A 19,690-nucleotide genomic window follows, 5' to 3' on the forward strand; every position below is an offset into this window, starting at 1 on the left:
GCCAACGCTAGACTCCCTGATGTGGCGCGGGTGGGCCGCGCCACATCCCAGTAACATTTCCAGGAAGCAAGGAGCGCCAATCATGGCCGCAATAGTGCATTTTGAGATTCCTACGGACAACAAAGAGCGGGCCAACACTTTCTATGAGAGTGCTTTCGGCTGGAATCTGAGCCCCATGCAAGGGATGGACTACACCATCGCCATTACCGCCCCCTCCGACGAGCAAACAGGAACCCCCAAGGAGCCGGGTGCCATCAACGGGGCATTGTTCCCGCGGACGGAAACCCTCACGACGCCCATCATCACCATTGACGTGGACGACATCGATGCTGCCCTGGCACAGGTGGAATCCGCAGGGGGCAGTGTGGTCCAGGCCAAGGACGCAGTACCCACCATGGGCTGGTACGCCTACTTCAAGGACACCGAGGGCAACGTTTTGGGTGTGTGGCAGACCGACACCTCCGCCGGAACGTAGTCCGTGCCCTGCCCCTTGCCCGCCCGGGCCGTGGTTGCCGGGTACGGGGCCGAAGCAAGACCCACTGCAGGCAGGCGGTAACTTTGTACCTATGAAGTATGCCCAGTCCGTGTTGGACCTCATCGGCAATACGCCGCTCATCAAGCTCAACCACGTAACGGACGGGATCAAAGCCACCGTCCTCGTGAAGCTCGAATACGTCAATCCCGGCGGATCCATCAAGGACCGGATCGCCGTGAAGATGATCGAAGACGCGGAGAAGGACGGCCGCCTCAAGCCAGGTGGGACCATCGTTGAGCCGACGTCGGGGAACACGGGTGTGGGCTTGGCCCTCGTGGCGCAGCAAAAGGGCTACAAGTGCGTTTTTGTTGTGCCGGACAAAGTGGGCGAGGACAAGCGCGCCGTCCTGCAGGCCTACGGTGCCGAGGTTGTGGTGACGCCCACGGCCGTTGCCCCCGACAGCCCCCACAGCTACTACGGCGTTTCCGACCGCCTGGTCCGCGAGATCCCGGGCGCTTTCAAACCGGACCAGTTCTCCAACCCTGCCGCTCCCGGAAGCCATTTCGAATCCACCGGGCCGGAAATCTGGCAGGACACCGATGGCACGGTCACGCACGTGGTCATCGGCGCCGGAACGGGCGGCACCATCACCGGCACGGGCCGCTTCCTCAAGCAGGTCTCCGCTGACCGGGCAGAGTCCGACGGCGGCCGGGTCAAGGTCATCGGCGCGGACCCGGAAGGTTCGGTCTACTCAGGCGGCACGGGCCGCCCGTACTTTGTTGAGGGCGTTGGGGAGGACATGTGGCCCGACAACTACGATCCCTCCGTGCCGGACGACGTCATAGCCGTTTCCGATGCCGACTCCTTCTCCATGACCCGCCGCCTGGCCAGGGAAGAAGGCCTCCTGGTGGGTGGCTCCTCCGGCATGGCCGTGGTGGCCGCGCTGCAGGCAGCCAAGGATCTGGACGAGTCCGCGGTGGTTGTGGTGATCCTCCCGGATTCCGGCCGCGGCTACCTTGCCAAGATCTTCAATGATCAATGGATGCGTTCCTACGGCTTCCTTTCCGGCGGTGAAGAAGCGTCCGTGGGCGAAGTCCTGAAATCCAAGACCGGTGAGATGCCGGACCTGGTGCACATCCATCCCAACGAGTCCGTCCGCGATGTCATCAACATCATGAACGAGTTCGGTGTCTCCCACATCCCGGTCCTCTCACAGGAGCCGCCCGTGGTGATGGGCGAGGTCATGGGAGCCGTGGACGAGCGAAGCCTCACCAGCAAACTCTTCCGCGGCGAAGCCAAACTGACCGACAAGATCTCCGAACACATGGGTGACCGCCTGCCCGTGATTGGCTCACTGGAAACCATTTCCGCCGCACGCGAGTTGCTGTCCGACGTCGACACCGTGATGGTGACCTTTGCGGGCGCCCCGGTGGGCATCCTGACCCGCCACGACCTTCTGGCGTACCTGAGCAATTAGCGCTCCGCGCCCGATCCAATCGTCCAACGAACACAGAGGAGCTTCCATGTCTGCCACCAACAACGCCGGGTTCAATACACGCGCCGTCCACGCCGGACAGGCCTTTGAACCGCGGACCGGTGCCGTGGTGCCGCCGCTGCATTTCAGCTCTACCTACGCCCAGGACGGCATCGGCAACCTGCGCTCCGGCTACGAATACGGCCGCGGCGGGAATCCAACGCGCGACGCTTTGCAGGAGCAGCTGGCCGCACTGGAAGGTGGAACAGCCGCGTTCTCCTTTGGCTCGGGCCTGGCTGCCGAAGACTCCCTGATCCGTGCAGTCGCCCGCCCGGGCGATCACATCGTCCTGGGTAACGACGCCTACGGTGGCACGTACCGTCTCATCAATCGCGTCCTGGGTGACTGGGGCATCGGCAACACGCCCGTGGACATGTCAGACCTCAATGCCGTGGCTGCAGCAGTCACAGCGAACAAGACCCGCATTGTATGGGTGGAGACGCCGTCCAACCCGATGATGAAAATCACCGACATCGAGGCACTCGCCGCCGTGGCGCACGACGCCGGTGCCCTCCTGGTGGTGGACAACACCTTCGCCTCTCCCTACTTGCAGACGCCGCTGGCCCTGGGGGCCGACGTCGTGGTCCATTCCACTACCAAATACATCGGCGGCCACTCCGACGTTGTGGGCGGTGCCATCGTGGTCAAGGACGCTGGGCTTGCGGAGAAAATCGGGTTCATCCAGTTTGCCGTTGGTGCTGTTTCCGGCCCGATGGATGCTTTCCTGACCACCCGTGGCTTGAAGACCCTGGGCGTCCGCATGGACCGCCACAGCGAGAACGGCCAGGCGGTGGCTGAATGGCTCTTGCAGCGTCCCGAGGTGGAAGCTGTCCTGTACCCGGGCCTTCCTGACCACCCGGGCCACGAGCTTGCAGCCAAGCAGATGAAGAAGTTCGGCGGCATGGTGTCCGTTCAGTTCAAGGGTGGCGAGGCAGCAGCACGCACGGTTGCCGAATCCACGTCCGTCTTCACCCTCGCGGAGTCACTGGGCGGCATCGAATCCCTCATGAACTACCCCTCCGAGATGACCCACGCCTCCGTCAAGGGCACCGAGCTGGCTGTTCCCGTCAACCTCCTGCGACTGTCCTGCGGCATCGAAGAAGCCGAGGACCTGATCGCGGACCTTGAGCAGGCGTTCACAAAGATCAGCAACGGCTAACACGTGACTTCCCTTTCTCACCCGGTGGCTTCCACCGCCAGGCGTGGCTGGACCCTCACCGTGGCGGGGGCATTGACCCTCGCCGTTGCAGTGTGGTTCCTGTACACCGACTACCAGCCCGCCTTGAACGACTTTGAGGTGTACTTCTACGGTGGCGACAAGGTCCTGGAAGGCGGCGATCTCTACGCCGTCCGGGAAGGCCTGCCGTTCACGTACCCGCCCTTCGCGGCGTTGCTCTTCGCCGGACTGTCAGCCATGGGCTTTTTTGCCAGCAGCCTGGTGTTCATCGTGGTGGCCTTGGTGGGGGCCGCAGTGGTAGCCGCTTCCTTGGCCAAGCACTACTTTCGGGCGACCACCTGGCGGGAGGCCTTCGCCGATTACCGGTTCCGCACCACGGCTTTGGTGGGCACAGGGGCCATACTGCTCCTGGGACCATGGCGGGACACGTTCGTCTTCGGCCAGATCAACATCATTCTGATGGGTGTGATTCTGCTTGACTTCCTGCTCTACGGAAAAGTGCGCGCAGGCGCCATCCGCTGGCCCGCCGGCCTCCTGATCGGCCTGGCCGCCGGGGTGAAGCTCACGCCGCTGGCATTCGGTCTGTACTTCCTGGTCCGCCGCGACTTCAAAGCACTTGGCTGGATGGCTGCGGGTTTCTTCGGCTCCATCGCGGTGGCATGGGCTGCGTTGCCGCAAGCTTCACTTGCTTTCTGGACCACCATCCTGCCGGACACCGGCCGTATCGGTGGACCGGCGTATGTGGACAATCTGTCCGTCAAGGGGCTGCTGCTGCACTTCGGCATGCCGGACTCCCCGCTCACCAGTTTGCTGTGGTTGGTCCTGTCCCTGGGGTTGGCGTTCATTGCTGCCCTGGTCATCAAGTGGGCTGTGGATGCTGACGAGAACTTCATTGCAGTCTCCGCCACGGCCATCCTGATGCTTCTGATCAGCCCCGTTTCGTGGTCGCACCACTGGGTATGGGTTGCCGTTGCCCTGCCTAGCATGGCGTTCGCCATGCACCGGGTTCCCTCACATACCGGGAAGATGCGTACGGCCGGTTGGGTCATTGTGGTTTGTTCCACCATTGCCTTCTACATGACCCCTAAGAATCTGGCAGTGTGGGCCGGTGCTGCCGAGTGGGGCAAGGACCCACAGACCCAGTGGCAGCTCATGGTCTCCAGCCTCGGTGTGGTGTGCGGGATCGCCATGCTGGTCTACTGGGTTTTGGCCTACCGGCCCTCCCGGGCACGGTCCGTCGAATCCGGCCCCCGTTCGTTGTCCTCTCCGGTGTACGGCGCGAACAACGAACAAGGACCGGATTCTCCACACCGGACCTAGCCGGAGATGCCCTCGTTGCCGTCTTCTTCACGGCCGGTCAGGCGACGCCTGAAAGAGCTGTCCTCTGCCGACGTCACCTGAACGTCGTACCAACCAGCAAGGGTGTCCCAACCGACCTTCTTCGTATGCCCGGCCTTGAGTTTCACGGTGTGGTTGTTCGGCGCATACTGCAGCGACTCCAGCTGCAGTGTTAACGTTTCGGTGCCGTCATTGCGCAACTCCAGCTCCACGGCTTTCTTACCGCGGCGACCTTTAACGGTGACGTCGACGCCGGACGCGGCGCCCGTCGTCGTACCTGTCAGTTCGTACTGAAACCGGTTGGGACCGGTGACGACGACGTCGAAAGTGCCGGAGGCGAGGGGGAGTTCCACCTTCTGGCTACCCAAGACGTCCACGTGCCGGGGTTCGGAGACTTCGCCCGCATAGCCATACACGGTGAAGTGAGCGGACCGTGTGCCGCTGTTGCCCAGAGCCAGGGCGAGCTTGCCAGGCCGGACCGTTGCTGAGACCTGTGGCCGGTAGGGGAGTGGCCTGGCTGGGCGGGGGCCGGGCTCCTGAAGCGGGGCCACCTGGATTTCCGGGGGATTTGGGCGCCAACGGCTGATCTTGGCGGGCACGGCGCCTGGGTGGTCCAGAACCGGGGGCGTGCCGGGCGTTTGGAAGTTGAAAACGCCGGTCAGGTCGCCGCAGACTTCCCTGCGCCACGGCGAGATGTTGGGTTCCTGCACACCGGTCCAGCGTTCCAGGAAACGGATGACGGAGGTGTGGTCGAAGACCTCGGAGCTGACGTAGCCTCCCACCGTCCATGGTGAGACGACCGTCATGGGAACACGGGGGCCGAGTCCGATGGGCTGGGCGGTGGTCCAATCGGTGGACTCGCCGGACGCAGGGCGCGGCTGGACGGGCGGAGGGACGTGGTCAAAGTAGCCGTCATTCTCGTCGAAGTTCAGGAAGATCGCCGTGCTGTTCCATGTGTCCGGGTGGCTGGCGACGGTGTCCAGCAAGCGGTAGACAAAGTTTGCACTGCCCACGGGAGTGGATGCTCCCGGGTGTTCGGAATCCGCTGCAGACGGCACCAGCCAACTGACCCTCGGCAGGGTTCCATCGGCTATGTCAGCGCTGAGTCGCTCCAGGAGAGTGTTGGGCCGGCCGCGCCACATGGCCTTGTCGAACAGGGATTTCTCGGAGTCCGTGAGAACGGCGCGGCCCTGCTCAAGTTGGGCCAGCAGGCGATCCTGCTCAGCGGGCGCCTTGCCCTTGATCGTGTCGTAGAACTCTTCGGTGGTCCGGAAGTTTCCTTCCACGGACGCCAGCATCTTGCGGCCTATCGCCTTGAAGTTTTGGAAGTACTCCACGGCGTTGTCCGTGAAGTTGTCCCAGTCCTGGTAGATCTTCCAGGAGATACCGGACTCTTCCAGGCGCTCGGGGTAGGTGGTCCAGCTGTAGCCACCGTGCGTGTAACTGTAGGCGGCGTTGGTCACGGCACGTTTGGTGCTGGCCGGCTCGTTGCCGGTGGTGCCGCTCCACAGATAATTGCGGTTGGGGTTGGTGGAGCCATTGACAGAGCAGTGGTAGGCGTCGCAGATGGTGAAAGTGTCAGCGAGCTCGTACTGCAGCGGGATGTCCTGGCGCTGGTAGAACGTCATGGTGGACGCGCTTTTTGCCGGAATCCACTTGTCGCACCAGCCGTTGTTCCACGCGGTGGTGGTGCCCGCAAAGGAGTGGTCCAGGTCGCCCAGGTACTGGATATCGGAACCCGGCCTGCCAGCCAGTTCCGCCGCCTTGCGGAGGGAGAACGGCAGCACGCTCCCGCCCGTGGCCCGGGGTTGCTCGAACATCGACGTGCCGTTGGGAAGACGCGTGATCGCCTTGTCGCCGTAGCCGCGGACGCCACGCAGGGAGCCGAAGTAATGATCAAACGAGCGGTTTTCCTGCATGAGAACTATCACGTGCTTGATGGACTGCAGGCTTCCCGGCGGCACGGGCTTTGCCATCGCAGCCTGTACTGAGGGAGGCAAGAGGGACCCGGTAGCTGCGAGTGCCGTTGCGGCAGCGGCGGTACCGAGGAATCCGCGACGGGACAGTCCCTTCGTATTGGTTGAACGATTAACCGAATCGGGGATATTCGAGGACATTCAGGAGTGCCTTTCGTGGTCAGAGTTGACCGGGCAAGCGTAGGCACGTCGAGTGAACCGCCGATGAAACCAAGGCAAACCAGCGGGGTGTGTCGCGCAGATCACGCTGGGTTTCTTTAATTGAGCGCTATCACCAGCATCTGGCTGGTTCCAGGGATGCACGTTTGCAGTACGGCCCTGGGAAAGCCGCCGAAGACGGCCAGGACATCGCTGGTGGTGCCGCCCAACGGTACCTGTCCACGCGCTGTCACTATGTAGCTTCCATAGCCGGCAAGGGTGACGGGCTGGCCCACTCCGATGCCGGAGAACCGTGCCCAACCGCCGCAGAAATCGTGTTCGGTAATGAACAGGGAGTAGCTGTCGGTCGGCGTGAAGTGGATCGGCCCGATGCATGCGTCAACCAGATCCTGACCTCCGGATCCGGCCACGTAGATGGTCCAGCCGGGCTGTGCCGGCTGGGGCTCCGTGGCCGGGGGCTGTGGGGCGGCCTCGGTTGGCGGAATCACGACGGCGGACGGCGTCCCGGGAGCTTCGGCTGGAGGCTCGGCTGGAGCTGGTGCGGCGGCTTCCTCCGGGGCTTCCTCCGGGGCTGCGACCGGTGGCTCGGCTGGAGGTTCGGCTGGTGCTGGTTCGGCTGGAGGTTCGGCTGGCGCTGGTGCAGCCGGATCATGTGGAGGACCCGCGATGGCGGGAGTCGCCAGGCGCTGGAATGACACCGAGTCCAGGGCGATGGATGAGCCGGCAGGCTGGGGCGGGCCGAAGTCCGGAAGCGGCGGCGTCATGGCAATGGCCACAAGCATGGTTCCAGCCGCCACAAGGGACTTGAGGGTTGCGCCAGGCGCTCCGCGCCGGAATCGGAAGGGTGCTTCGGTTGCCGGAGGGAGGGGCAGTTGTGGGTCGCCGTGCAGAGTCATGGGAACTCCAAGCGGGAGTGGATCCGCTAAGGAAGCCGGAATGGATATTCAGAATCCCCAGACACTTTTGATTGTAGGAACTCCCTGGCGGTTGGGAACCCGATGGGGATACTCGTCTTTTATGGGGCGCTACTTGGTTTCGGGGGTGCTGGCGGCAGGAGGGGCAGCTGATGGCCATGGTTGACGTGAACTTTCACGAAGCGTCTCGACCTAGCTTTCTTTAGAAAAGTCAGATACTTTGTGCTCATGCCTCTTCGTTCTGACTGGTCTGCCCGCACGTGTAGCCTCGCCCGGGGCCTCGACGTCCTTGGGGATCCCTGGGGCAGCCTGGTCCTCCGGGAGATCTTCTTCGGCAATGGCCGCTTCGATGCCATCAAACAACGCCTTGAGGTAGCGGACAACGTCCTCAGCAAGCGGCTCGGCTGGTTGGTGGAATCAGGTCTGCTGGCCCAGCGCCCGTACCTGGACGGAACCCGGACCCGGCAGGAGTACGTCCTCACTCCCAAGGGCGAGGACGCGTTGCCAGTCCTCAACGCCATCATTATCTGGGCCGAAAAACACCTTGACGCCCCCAACGAGGTGTCTCACATGAAGGTCATCCACACGGAGTGCGGACAGTCCACCATGTCAGCGGACACCTGCACACACTGCGGCATAGCCCTCACGGCCGCCAATACCAGTTGGCACAGCTTCAAACGCAGCGCCCATGCCTTGCCACTCGCCGTCGCACCCACCCAAACCCAAACTCCCGTAACCCTCACCCCCGAAACGGAGATCTCCGCATGACCGCTCCCGATGTCACAGGGACTCCGCCGGAAAAGACGGGGGTCCAGGAAAAGACAGGAATCCAGTCCGGAACGAAGGGTGTTCCCTCAGGCAAACGACGCCGGATCCACCCGGCCTGGATTGTTGCCGCAGTAGCCTTCCTTGCCTTGGTAGGAGCGGCCGGTTTCCGTGCAGCACCTGGAGTGCTGATGGTCCCCCTGCAGCAGGAATTCGGATGGTCCACCACGGTGTTGTCCCTGGCGGTCAGCATCAACCTGGTCCTGTTCGGGCTGACGGCGCCGTTCGCTGCCGCCCTGATGGAACGCTTCGGCATCCGGAAAGTCACCTCGCTGGCGCTGTGCCTCATCGGCATGGGTTCAGCGCTCACCGTCTTGGTGAATCAGTCCTGGCAGATCCTTCTGACGTGGGGCCTGCTGATCGGACTCGGTACAGGCTCCATGGCCCTCGTCTTCGCCGCGACCATCGCCAACACCTGGTTCGCCAAGAGCCGTGGACTGGTGATCGGCATCCTGACTGCAGGGAGCGCTGCGGGCCAGTTGGTGTTCCTTCCCTTCATTGCTGCTCTGGCGCAGAATCCCGGATGGCGGGGTGCCTCGCTTCTCATCGCCGCCGGTGCGCTCGCAGTTGTCCCGCTGGTGCTGCGCTGGCTGCGGAACTCACCCGCCGACGTCGGGGTCTTGCCGTATGGTGCCGACGTTCCCGATGCCGAAGCGGCCGACGCCGGCACCACGTCCAGCGCGGACCATCCGGTTGCGTCGTCCGCGGCTTCCGCTCCCAAGGACTCGGCCAACGCCGCTGTGAGGGCACTCCAGGTACTCAAACGTGCCAGCAAGGTGCGGACTTTCTGGGCGTTGGCAGCGGGCTTCGCGATCTGTGGGGCCACCACCAACGGGCTGATTGGCACGCACTTCATTCCCTCGGCGCATGATCACGGTATGCCGGAAACCACGGCGGCAGGTTTGCTGGCCGTCGTCGGGATCTTCGATATCGTGGGGACCATTGCCTCCGGTTGGCTGACCGACCGCTTCAACCCCAAAGTCCTGCTGGCCGTGTACTACCAGTTCCGGGGGATCGGCCTGGTGGTGCTGCCGCTGCTGCTGGGTTCGTCAGTAGAACCAAGCATGATCATCTTCGTGGTGGTTTATGGGCTGGACTGGGTAGCCACCGTGCCACCCACCGCAGCGATCTGCCGCTCGGTGTTCGGCGCGGACGGCTCGGTGGTGTTCGGCTGGGTCTTCGCAGCCCACCAGCTCGGGGCTGCCGCGGCCGCGCTCGCCGCTGGTTTCATTCGTGACGCCACCGGGCACTACAACTATGCCTGGCTTGGTGCCGCTGCCATGTGCACAGTGGCCGCGGTCATCAGCGCGACCATCCGCAAGGACGCAGCGAAGAAGGAACCCGTGGCGGTTGCCTGATACGGGGTCCGTCAGGCCCCGCAACGCAGGGGGTTCTGTTGTGGGGCCCGCTCTGCGTGCTTCGGGAGCCAGGAAGGGCGCAAAACAGGCCCCGCAACGCAAGGGGTGGCGTTGTGGGGCCCGCTCTGCGCGCTTCGGGAGCAAGGAAGGGCGCAGAGTAGGCCCCGCAACGGTGGATCTAGCCCGCTTCAGTGATCCGGAACGTGAGTGTCCGGGCTTCCGGCCGCAAGGCGTAGTCCGGCCACACATCCGGTCCGCACGCCCTTGAACCGAGTCCGTGCTGGGCGGCATCGAGGTACAGGAAACTGCCGTGACTGGGCGGCAACTCGTGCGGGTGTGCCGCCGCGGAGATCTCCTGGGCAGTGTGCCGGGCAAGAGTGAAGCCCGGCAGGCGGCCACGGGAGTCGGCAACGGCGTTGAACTGAAGCCACGGATCACCGGCATTCTGCAGCTCGAGTGAACGGACAGCACTGCGATGTCCCGATTCCTGGGGCTTGGCGTAGTTCACCGAAAGATCGTCGATGCCTGCTGCGTACCGGCCCACCAGTGCGGCGTGCATGCTGTCCGGGTACGACTCCAGGGGTCCGGTGCCGAACCAGGAGACACTGTCCACGGATCCCGGCAGGTCAAAACGCACCCCCACCCGCGGCCAGATGATGTTCCACCCGGAGCTTGGAACAATGTCCAGGCGGAGCCACAGCCCGCCGTCGGAAATTTGCCAGTTCTCCTCCACGGAGACCCAATGTGCGGCGTCCGCGGCCGCGTAGCGGGTGCCGACCACCACGGCTGAATCGTCGGCAGAGACCTTCTCCACCCTGCCGGCCAGCCGGTCAAGACCGGCAGCACGCCACACCGCCTCCATGGATGGAGCAGGGACGCCGTCGCCGTTGTTGAGCCATGGGTCGGCGAGGTCGTAGCTGCCGCGCCCTGCACCGCGATCGTTGTCCGTGGGTGCGCGCCACAACTCAAGGCGTGGCCCGGACACGGGGAGTCCGGCGAGCGAGACCAGCCGGCCTTCCTCGAAACGGGCAGGGCCCAGGGACACGGTCCCCTCAGCAGCAGCGTCGGCACGTCGGTCCAAGCTCAACGGACGCGGGGCCACCAAACGGGGACGTGCCCGGGCCAGTTCCAGCTGGGCAGCGGAGATCACATGCCCGGCGTCGGCCCAGGCCGTGTCCTTGCGGAGAGCCACCTCCACGGTGAGCCAGCATTCACCGGATGCCACGGCTGCGAACTCCGGTAAGCCGATCCGGGTTGTATCCCCGGCGGCCAGGGGCGCACCCTCGGAGGTGATGATGTCCAGCTCGCCGGAAGCGTGCACCGCACCGTCCACCTCGGTGCGCCATCGCAGCACGACGTCCGAGGTGTCGGCGGTGTGCCGCAGGTTGGCGACGGAGACGAAACGGCGCGTGCCGCCGTCGAGCGTTTCCGTGGCGAAGCCAAATCGAACCGGAGCCACGATCTGCTTGTATTCAAAGAGCCCAGGGCTGGGTGTGGAGTCTGAGAGGACCATGCCGTCCATGACGAAGTTGCCGTCGTGGACAACCTCGCCAAAGTCACCGCCGTAAGCAAAGAACTCCGTGCCGTCAGCTGTGGTGGTGCGGATACCGTGGTCGCGCCATTCCCAGACGAAGCCACCGTGCAGCCTGGGGTAGCGGTCCACAAGGTCCTCGTACTGGTCGATCGCACCAGGGCCGTTGCCCATTGCATGGACGTACTCACACAGGATGAACGGCTTGGTGCGCTGCCGCGCGGACTCGGCGGCGGAGCAGCCCAGAAGGAGCGAGCCGGAATCGTCGCGGCCGATCGCCTCGGTTTCCGGCACGGAGGAGTACATCCGCGAATAAACATCGGTGTAGGCGCCGGTGTAATCGCCCTCATAGTGGACCGGCCGCCCGGTATCGCGTGCATGTGCCCAGGCGGACATCGCCGCGAGATTGGAACCGGTGCCGGACTCGTTGCCCAGGGACCACATGACGATGGAGGGATGGTTCTTGTCCCGCTCCACTGTGCGCTCCATACGGTCCACGTAGGCTTCGCGCCAGGCGGGATCGTCGCTGGGATTGCCCACCCAACCATGCCGCTCGAAGCCATGGGTCTCAAGGTCACACTCAAGGATCACCCAGAACCCCAGCTCATCTGCAATATCCAGCAAACGCGGGTGCGGCGGGTAGTGGCTGGTGCGGATCGCGTTGACGTTGAACTGCTTCATCAGGGCAAGGTCGGCGCGGGCAAAATCCTCATTGAACACGCGGCCGCGGTCCGGATGGGCTTCATGACGGTTCACGCCGTGGAACACCACGCGCTTGCCGTTTACCAGGAACCGGTCGCCTTGGATCTCCACCGTGCGGAAACCGATCTTCTGGGTGATGGTCTCACCCGTGCCGGCCACCGTCGCGGTGTACAGCCGCGGCACTTCTGCGGACCAAGGCTCGACGGCGGCGATCACCACCGGGGCGACGTCGGCAGGGGAGGACCACACGACGTCGACGTCCAGCTCGGGGACCGACAAACGGAGGGGGAACGCGTCCGCATCCGCCGTAATTTCGGGGTCGATCCCACCGGTGCCGTTGCTGAACGACGTCCGCAACCAGACGTCGTCGATGCCCTTTGCTGGACGCGCCAGCAGGGTGACATCGCGGAAGATGCCCGGCATCCACCACTGGTCCTGGTCCTCGATGTAACTGGAAGCTGACCACTGGTGAACGCGGACGGCCAACACGTTCCGGCCAGGACGTACAGCCTCTGTGACATCGAATTCCTGGGCCAGCCGGCTGCCCGTACCTACTCCGATCTCGGTTCCGTTGAGCCACACCTTGTAGCGGGATTCGACGCCGTCGAACCGCAGGACTGTCTTACCGGCGTCGTTCCAGTTTTCCGGTACCTCAAAAGTCCGCCGGTAGTCGCCGGTGGGGTTGTCATCCGGGACGTGGGGAGCATCAGTGGGGAACGGGAACTGCACATTCGTGTAGATGGGGCGCCCGTAGCGGCCCTCGCCCTCCAGTACCCAGTGCGCAGGCACAGCAATCTGGTCCCAGGCGGAATCATCCAGTGTTTCCTGGGCGACTCCCTCAACGGCTTCTCCGGCGGGAAGGACACCGCGTCCACCCGGGGTACCGGGCGCACCGGCCAGGAGCCGGAAGCGCCACTGGCCGTTCAGAGAGAGCGTGGGGGCATCGGTGTGCAGCCACGAACGGGCGGGGAGGCGGTTACCTGAACCCGGACCACGGTCTGTGATGTAGCTGGCGTCGGTCATTACTTAACGGCTCCTTCTGTCAGTCCGCCGCGCCAGAAGCGCTGCAGGACAACCATGGCGATACTGAGCGGAATGATGGAAAGCAGCACCCCGCCCGTGGTCAGTTCATAGAATTCAGGCAAACGGTCCACTTGGCTGAGCCAGTTGTTCAGGCCGAGCGTGATGGGGTAGAGCTCTGAGTCGGAGAGCATCACCAGCGGGAGGAAAAAGTTGTTCCAAATACCCACCAGTTGGAACAGGAACACCGTGACCAGCGCCGGGGTCAGAACCTTCAGCCCGATGGTGTGGAAAATGCGGAGTTCCCCGGCACCATCGATCCTCGCAGCTTCGATCAACGAGGTATCCACGGTGGCTTGCGCGTAGATCCTGCAGAGGAACAAGCCAAACGGGGACACCAGCGACGGCAGGAGGACGCTCCAGTAGGTGTTGGCCAGGCCGAGCTGGCTGAACAGCAGGAACAGTGGCAGGGCTGTTGCCGTGCCTGGAACCAGGACGCCACCCAGGATGGTGCCGAACACCAGGTTGCGTCCCCGGAACTCGTACTTGGCCAGGGCGTAGCCGCCCGCAGCTGCAAAGTAGGTGGCCAGCAGGGCGCCAACTCCTGCGTAGATGGCGGAGTTCAGGAACCAGCGGCCAAAGATCCCGTTGTCATAGCTGACAACACGGCCGATGTTATCCCACAAGGAGAACGTGGGAGCGAACCAGAAGCCGTTGGTGGAGAAGAGATCGGCGGTGGACTTGGTGGAGGCAACGAAGACCCAGTACACAGGAATCAGGAAGTACAGGGCCACCACCACCAAAAGTGCGGTGACGATGATGGTGGAGGACCGGCGTCGTCCGGCTGAGCGGTCCGGACCCGCAGCAGCTTGGCTGCGGGCAGTGGCTGTGGGCTGCTTGGTGGCTGTGGCGGTCATGATGACTTCCTGTTGGTGAGTGCGAGGAAGGCGAAGGACAGGGCGAACGCGGCCACGGCAATGATGACCGATTGGGCGGCAGCGACGTTGTAGTCGTTGTAGGCGAACGCTGTTGTGTAGGCACTGAGATTGGGCGTGTACTGGCTGTCGATGGCCGGGGCCACGGTCTTGAGGACCTGGGCCTCCGCGAACAGCTGCAAGGTTCCGATGATGGAGAACACTGTGGTGAGCATGAGCGCCGGGCGGATCAGTGGGAGTTGGATGCTCCGGGCCACGCGCCACGTAGACGCACCGTCCACCTTGGCTGCCTCGTACAGCTCCACCGGAATGGCTTTCAGCTGCGCAACGATGATCAGCATGTTGTAGCCCGTGTAGCTCCAGGTGACGATGTTGGCGATGGACCACAGCACGCTGTTGGCGCCCAGGAAATCGGGCGTCAGCCCTACGATTTTGGCCGCGTCAAACAAGGGACTGAGCCCGGGCACATACAGGAAGGACCACAGGATGGTGGCGATGACGCCCGGTACGCCGTAGGGGAGGAAGTACGCGGCGCGGAAGAAGCCCGGCCACTTGGCGGAGGCCGATTCCAACATCAGGGCCAGGACGGTGCACAACACGATCATGACGGGCACCTGGACAATGCCGAACAGCAGCATCCGGCCGATGGAGGCCACGAAGCTGCCATCTGCCAGAGCTTGGGCGTAGTTGCTGAAGCCGGCAAACTCACTGGTCACCCCAGCTTCGCCAAAGAGCCCGCTGCGCGTCACCTTGGTGAAGCTGGACATGATGGCCACCACAATGGGGAGCAGAAACGTGAGGATGAAGAGCCCCAGGAACGGTGCCAGCAGGAGCCAGGGTGCACGTGCGGCGGCGCCTGTCCTTTTGCGGCGGCGGGCAGCTGCGGCGGGACGCTGCGCGGTAGGGGCGGTGCGGGTTGTCGTCATGCCGTTTCCTTCCGGATCGTGAGGCCCTTGTTCTTGAAAACGGTGATGATCTGCTGCTCGGAAGCCGCGATGGAATCCACCAAAGAGGTACCGAAAGCTTTCTTACGGAAACCATCGCTGAGGATGTTGAAAGACTGTTGGGTCACCGGCCACCAGGACCAGTCAGGGTTCTGCTGCTGCGTGGCCGGTACGAAGACTTCCTCGTTGTAACGCTGGCCTCCGAAGAACGCAGAGGGCTGCTGGCGGTCCGAGCCGATGAAGTCGGGGTTGGGTGACCAGCCGATGCCGCTGTTCTTGATCTCGGCATCGATTCCTTCTGTGGAGGTGGTCAGCCACACGGCAAAGTCGAGTGCTTCGCGGGGGTGTTTGCTGTTGGCCAGGACGGCCGCAGTGGAGCCGCCCAGGTAGGTGGAGCCGAATCCCGTGCTGCCCCATGTGGGCATGGGCGCAACCCGCCACTTGCCTTCGGAGCCGCTGACTCCCTCAACCAGGGCATCGCCCCAGCTGCCGGTAATGGTCGAAGCAATGCCGCCCTTGCCTGCGGCCGCAAACCAGCCCGGCGAAAAGGCGCCGTAGGCGGTGGTGACGAGGTCGTCGTCGATCGCTTTGTCGAAGAAGCGGGCAGTGTTAAGAGTGGCCTCGTCAGTCATGTTGATGACCCAGCCGTCCTCTTCCGGGCGGAACCATGCAGCTCCGGCCTGTGCAGCGAAGGAGGCAAAGGGCGAGGCGTCACTGATGGGGAAGCAGTCCAGATACGTGTCAACGGCCCTTAGTTCCGCGGCAACACCGGCCCACTCGTCCCAGGTTTTCGGGGTGCCTGCGCCCACTTTGTCCAAGATGGCCGGCTGGTAGAACAAGCCCATAGGCCCTGAGTCCTGGGGAATGCCGTAAATTCCGCCGGTGTAGCTGACCTGCTTCCACAACGTGGGGTCGTAGAGGTGCGAATGCTGGTTGGCGCCGTAGCGGGAAAGGTCCACCAGTCCGTTGACCAGCATGAACTCGGGGATGGAGCGCAGTTCAACCTGGGCCAGGTCCGGTCCACCTCCGGCGGCGAGGGCAGAGTAGAGCTTTTGGTAGCCGCCCGCGTTGCCGCCGGGAATCCACACCACGTCCACCTGGACATTCGGGTTCGCCGCGTTCCAGATATCGGCCACGTTCTGGAAGTCCTTGAGCCAGGCCCAGTAGGTGAGCCTCACGGGCCCTCCGGCGGCGGGAATGGTCGGGGCAGCGTTGACGGACTGTGTTCCTGGAGTTGCGCACCCAGCCAGCAGGCCCATGGCCGCTGTGCCCAGGCCGGCGCCCAGGAGTTGTCTTCGCGTGAAACGGGTCATGAGCCTTCACCTCTTCGTGTCAGGTTGACTATGCCGGCGTGTGGATTCTTGGGGTCCAACCGCAGCAAGTGTGACCACGGTAACAGAAAATTCGAGTAACCACTCGAATTTTAGATCTGGCCCGTAACACGCATGTACACTGGCTAGCCATGACCACAAAGGACGTGGGCCGCGCAGCGAGGCGGGGCCCCTACGCGAAATCCGAGGAGCGGCGCCGGACCATCCTGGACGCTGCTCATGCCGTGTTTGCTGCCCGTGGTTATCGTGGCGGATCCCTGCAAGAGGTTGCCGACCGCGTTGGCCTTAGCCAGACAAGCCTGTTGCACTACTTCCCCTCCAAGAGCGAGCTCCTGATGGCGGTCCTGAAGCGGCGCGATGAAATCACCAGCGGCTCCTTCCCCGATGACATGGAGGAAGGCCTGGTGGACTCCGTGATCCGTACAGCGCTGTTCAACGAGGACATTCCGGGCGTGATTGAGCTGTACACCGTGCTGTGCGCCGAGTCCGTCACCGATGGGCACCCCGGTCGCGAATACTTCACCGAGCGCTTTGAACGTTTGCGCAAGAGCTATGCCCGGCGCTTCGCTGAACTGGCGGCCCAGGGCAGGCTGCGGCCCGGCATTGATCCCGATGAAGCCGCCATGTCCCTGGTTGCCCTGTGGGACGGGCTTCAGACCCAGTGGCTGCTGGCCCCCGACGACGTGGATGTCGCCAAGGGCCTGCGCGGCTACTTCAAGCTCCTGGTCCTCCCGGAAAGTTAGCCGCGGAATGCTCCAATTCCTGTGATGTGCTGGCCCAGGATCAGGGTGTGCACCTCGTCCGTGCCCTCATAAGTCCGCACGGATTCCAGATTGTTGGCATGCCGCAACGGTGAGTAATCCAGCGTGACGCCGTTCCCACCGAGGATGGTCCGGGCATCCCTTGCGATCTTGATGGCCTCGCGGACGTTGTTCAGCTTCCCCAGGGAGATCTGCTGGGGCTGAAGATGACCGGCATCCTTCAGGCGGCCCAGATGCAATGCCAGCAAGGTGCCCTTCTGGATTTCCACCAGCATGTTCACCAGTTTCTCCTGCGTCAGCTGGTAGCCCGCCAGCGGCCTGCCGAACTGGAGGCGGTTGGCTGCGTACTCCAGGGCGGCCTCGTACGAGTCGCGTGCCGCGCCCATGGCACCCCACGCGATTCCATAGCGGGCCTCGTTCAAGCAGGAGAATGGTCCCCGAAGTCCGCTGGCACCCGGGAGGATGGCATCCGGTGCCAGCCGCACGTCGTCGAACGTTACATCGCACTGAACCGATGCGCGCATGGAGAGCTTCGGCTCGATGGGCGTCGCGGTCACCCCGGAGGTCCCCGCCGGAACCAGGAAGCCGCGGATACCGTCATCGGTGCCGGCCCAGACCACCATGACATCGGCAATCGAGGCCAGGCCAATCCATCGCTTGGCACCGTTCAACACCCAGCCGTCGCCCGTTTCCCGGGCAAACGTTGTCATGGACGATGGGTCCGAACCCGCGGTCGGTTCCGTCAGGGCAAAGCATCCAATCAACTCGCCGGCCGCCATGCGGGGTAGCCACTGCTCCTTCTGTGCTTCCGAGCCCCATGTGTGGATCGCCGTCATGGCGAGGGAGCCCTGCACCGACACGAACGTGCGGATCCCGGAATCGCCGGCTTCCAGTTCCATCGCCGCCAATCCATAATCGACGGCGGACCGGCCGGGACAGCCGTACCCCTCCAAGTGCATGCCCAGGACGCCGAGCTCGCCCAACTCGGGCGCGATCTCCCGCGGAAAAACTGCGTCCTCGTACCAGCGGGCGATGTGTGGCCGGATCCGCTGGGCGGTGAAATCGCGGACCTTCTCGCGGAGGGCCAGTTCGTCCGAGGTCAGCAGGGAATCCAAGGCAAGGACGTCGGAGGTGTTCGTCGTTGAATCGCTCATGCCAGCATCCTAGGCCCCACGGGTCAGCGGACCGGCAGCCGCGGGCCAGCGCACCGGCAGCCGAGTGCCGGCAGGCGGCAGCCCAGTGCCGGCGGGCGGCGGCCGACGGACCGGGGGAGCCCTTTCAGTACTATGGAACGGGGGTCGCACACTTCCCCCATTGCTGTTTGCTTAACTTGGGGGATTTTGTATGGCACTGCCTGACGTCGATTTACGGGCCACGGCGGATGCCGCAGCACCGCGCAAAAAAGCATCACGATCCTCGGTTTTGCTCCGTTTGCTGCCGTTGGCCGTGCTGATAGTGCCCGTATGGATGATGCTCGCGGACTGGTCCAAACAAGGCCTGGATTTCAGTGTCTACTGGTTCGGCGGAAGCATCCTGAACCAAGCGGGCCCAGCGCCTTCGGAACTCTACGGTCCCAGCGTTGCCTCGGCCGGCGGACCGCAGCTTCCGTTTACGTACCCGCCCTTCGCAGCCCTGGTCTTCGGGTTGCTGGCGCGGATGCCCCAAGCGGCGGCGCTGATGCTGTTCAACGTTGCGGGCGTGGCACTGGCCGCCTGGGTCGCCGTGACGATCGTCCGGTACTGGTCCTCCAAGCCTGACCTGCGCAGTGCGCTGTCTTCCACCAAGGCTTGCTGGATAGCGTGCGCACTGTTCCTTGCCGTCGTGTTCCTGGGGCCGTGGCGGGAGACGTTGGCGTTCGGGCAGATCAACATCCTGCTCATGGGCTTGATGGTCATTGATTTGCTGGGCGGCTTCTCCAAGCGCCGGGGCTTCAGGGGCAGCGGCTTCCTGGTGGGGGTCGCCGCGGGTATCAAGCTGACCCCGCTGGTATTTGGCCTGTACTTCCTGATGCGGAAGGACTGGCGTGGGCTGGCGAACATGGCCATCGGCTTCGCTGCCACTGTGCTGCTCGGCTGGCTGCTGCGGCCGGCGGAATCCCTGCAGTTTTGGCTGGAGATCCTTCCTGACACGTCACGCATCGGCGGCGCCGGATACGTGGACAACCTCTCCATCAAGGGTGCGCTGCTGCATTTTGGTGTCCCGCACGACTCCGTGACCCTGCCGTGGCTCGCGTTGAGCCTGGCCACCATAGTGCTGGCAGCCTTGCTGATCAGGGCAGCCAGCGCGCAAGGCGCCCGCGTCCTGGCAATCTCGACGACGGCACTGGCCATGCTGCTCATCAGCCCGGTCTCCTGGTCGCACCACTGGGTATGGATGGCCGTGGTCCTGCCCGCCTTCGCCTGGACCATCAAGGAAACCCCGGCCCGCTACAAGACCCAGAGAATAGTCATGGGGGCCGTCCTGGCTGTATCCACAGCCGTGTTCTTCTTCTCACCGAAGACCATCGGCCTGGCGCTGGGGTCCGCTGACCTGAACGTCCAGACTCCCGGACTTTGGATCATGGCATCCAGCGCCGGAGTGTTTTGTGCTGTGGCTATCCTCATCTGCTGGTTCGTGGCGCTTCGGAGGAACTCCGTCCGAACCGATGAGGTGCCTGACGTGCCCACCCGGTTGCGTCAGTGGGCTGCGGCCCGACGCCAGGCCCCGTAGC

Annotated in this window: 15 protein-coding genes; 8 read left to right on the plus strand and 7 right to left on the minus strand. The window is 63.8% G+C overall.

What is annotated here, in order from left to right; genetic code table 11:
* Positions 1-82: 82 nt before the first annotated feature.
* From BLW08_RS16975 to BLW08_RS16990, 4 genes are all read left to right on the plus strand, one after another.
* The gene (locus BLW08_RS16975; protein WP_090817332.1) at positions 83-475 is read left to right on the plus strand and encodes a VOC family protein; all 393 of its coding nucleotides are present in this window, start codon (positions 83-85) and stop codon (positions 473-475) included.
* A gap of 91 nt (positions 476-566) precedes the next feature.
* On the plus strand, positions 567-1,952 hold the full coding sequence (locus BLW08_RS16980) for a cystathionine beta-synthase (protein ID WP_090817335.1): 1,386 nt from the start codon (positions 567-569) through the stop codon (positions 1,950-1,952).
* Between the two features lie 46 nt (positions 1,953-1,998).
* Complete coding sequence (locus BLW08_RS16985; protein ID WP_090817338.1) at positions 1,999-3,168, plus strand: cystathionine gamma-synthase; 1,170 nt, start codon at positions 1,999-2,001, stop codon at positions 3,166-3,168.
* A gap of 3 nt (positions 3,169-3,171) precedes the next feature.
* Positions 3,172-4,506, plus strand: coding sequence for a glycosyltransferase 87 family protein (locus BLW08_RS16990; protein ID WP_091326568.1), 1,335 nt, complete (start codon positions 3,172-3,174; stop codon positions 4,504-4,506).
* On the opposite strand, the gene BLW08_RS16995 is transcribed toward BLW08_RS16990, so the two are convergent.
* Positions 4,503-6,641: a phosphocholine-specific phospholipase C gene (locus tag BLW08_RS16995; RefSeq protein WP_091326570.1), complete on the minus strand. Its 2,139-nt coding sequence runs from the start codon at positions 6,639-6,641 to the stop codon at positions 4,503-4,505. The two genes, BLW08_RS16990 and BLW08_RS16995, sit on opposite strands and share 4 nt — an antisense overlap.
* Positions 6,642-6,757: 116 nt before the next feature.
* On the minus strand, positions 6,758-7,555 hold the full coding sequence (locus BLW08_RS23925) for a peptidoglycan-binding protein (RefSeq protein WP_175538738.1): 798 nt from the start codon (positions 7,553-7,555) through the stop codon (positions 6,758-6,760).
* Between the two features lie 246 nt (positions 7,556-7,801).
* Between BLW08_RS23925 and BLW08_RS17005 the strand changes: the two genes are divergently transcribed.
* Both BLW08_RS17005 and BLW08_RS17010 read left to right on the plus strand, forming a co-directional pair.
* Entirely contained in the window at positions 7,802-8,341 is a 540-nt protein-coding gene (locus tag BLW08_RS17005; RefSeq protein ID WP_090817346.1) for a winged helix-turn-helix transcriptional regulator, read from the plus strand.
* A complete protein-coding gene (locus BLW08_RS17010; protein ID WP_091326571.1) occupies positions 8,338-9,756 on the plus strand; it encodes an MFS transporter in 1,419 nt (472 codons plus the stop codon). The genes BLW08_RS17005 and BLW08_RS17010 overlap by 4 nt, the downstream gene beginning before the upstream one ends.
* A gap of 178 nt (positions 9,757-9,934) precedes the next feature.
* Here BLW08_RS17010 and BLW08_RS17015 read toward each other — a convergent pair whose 3' ends face one another.
* The 4 genes from BLW08_RS17015 to BLW08_RS17030 are packed head-to-tail and all read right to left on the minus strand — an operon-like array spanning position 9,935 to position 16,201.
* Positions 9,935-13,012 (minus strand): glycoside hydrolase family 2 TIM barrel-domain containing protein, encoded by a 3,078-nt coding sequence (locus tag BLW08_RS17015; protein ID WP_091326573.1) that lies wholly within the window; start codon positions 13,010-13,012, stop codon positions 9,935-9,937.
* Positions 13,012-13,926: a carbohydrate ABC transporter permease gene (locus BLW08_RS17020; protein WP_091326575.1), complete on the minus strand. Its 915-nt coding sequence runs from the start codon at positions 13,924-13,926 to the stop codon at positions 13,012-13,014. Before BLW08_RS17020 ends, BLW08_RS17015 begins: the two co-directional genes overlap by 1 nt.
* The gene (locus BLW08_RS17025) at positions 13,923-14,870 is read right to left on the minus strand and encodes a carbohydrate ABC transporter permease (protein WP_091326576.1); all 948 of its coding nucleotides are present in this window, start codon (positions 14,868-14,870) and stop codon (positions 13,923-13,925) included. Before BLW08_RS17025 ends, BLW08_RS17020 begins: the two co-directional genes overlap by 4 nt.
* Complete coding sequence (locus BLW08_RS17030) at positions 14,867-16,201, minus strand: ABC transporter substrate-binding protein (RefSeq protein WP_091326578.1); 1,335 nt, start codon at positions 16,199-16,201, stop codon at positions 14,867-14,869. The genes BLW08_RS17025 and BLW08_RS17030 overlap by 4 nt, the downstream gene beginning before the upstream one ends.
* A gap of 149 nt (positions 16,202-16,350) precedes the next feature.
* Between BLW08_RS17030 and BLW08_RS17035 the strand changes: the two genes are divergently transcribed.
* Positions 16,351-16,962 carry a TetR/AcrR family transcriptional regulator gene (locus BLW08_RS17035; RefSeq protein ID WP_175538739.1) on the plus strand — a complete coding sequence of 204 codons (612 nt, stop codon included), beginning with the start codon at positions 16,351-16,353 and terminating at the stop codon, positions 16,960-16,962.
* Here the strand turns inward: BLW08_RS17035 and BLW08_RS17040 are convergent.
* Positions 16,959-18,134, minus strand: coding sequence for an acyl-CoA dehydrogenase family protein (locus BLW08_RS17040; protein ID WP_091326580.1), 1,176 nt, complete (start codon positions 18,132-18,134; stop codon positions 16,959-16,961). The genes BLW08_RS17035 and BLW08_RS17040 overlap by 4 nt on opposite strands.
* 190 nt (positions 18,135-18,324) lie before the next feature.
* On the opposite strand from BLW08_RS17040, the gene BLW08_RS17045 reads away from it, so the two are divergent.
* Positions 18,325-19,689 carry a glycosyltransferase 87 family protein gene (locus tag BLW08_RS17045; protein ID WP_091326581.1) on the plus strand — a complete coding sequence of 455 codons (1,365 nt, stop codon included), beginning with the start codon at positions 18,325-18,327 and terminating at the stop codon, positions 19,687-19,689.
* The last annotated feature ends 1 nt before the right edge of the window (position 19,690 follow it).

The organism is Arthrobacter sp. cf158, assembly GCF_900106835.1.
In the GTDB taxonomy this organism is placed as follows: Bacteria; Actinomycetota; Actinomycetes; order Actinomycetales; family Micrococcaceae; genus Arthrobacter.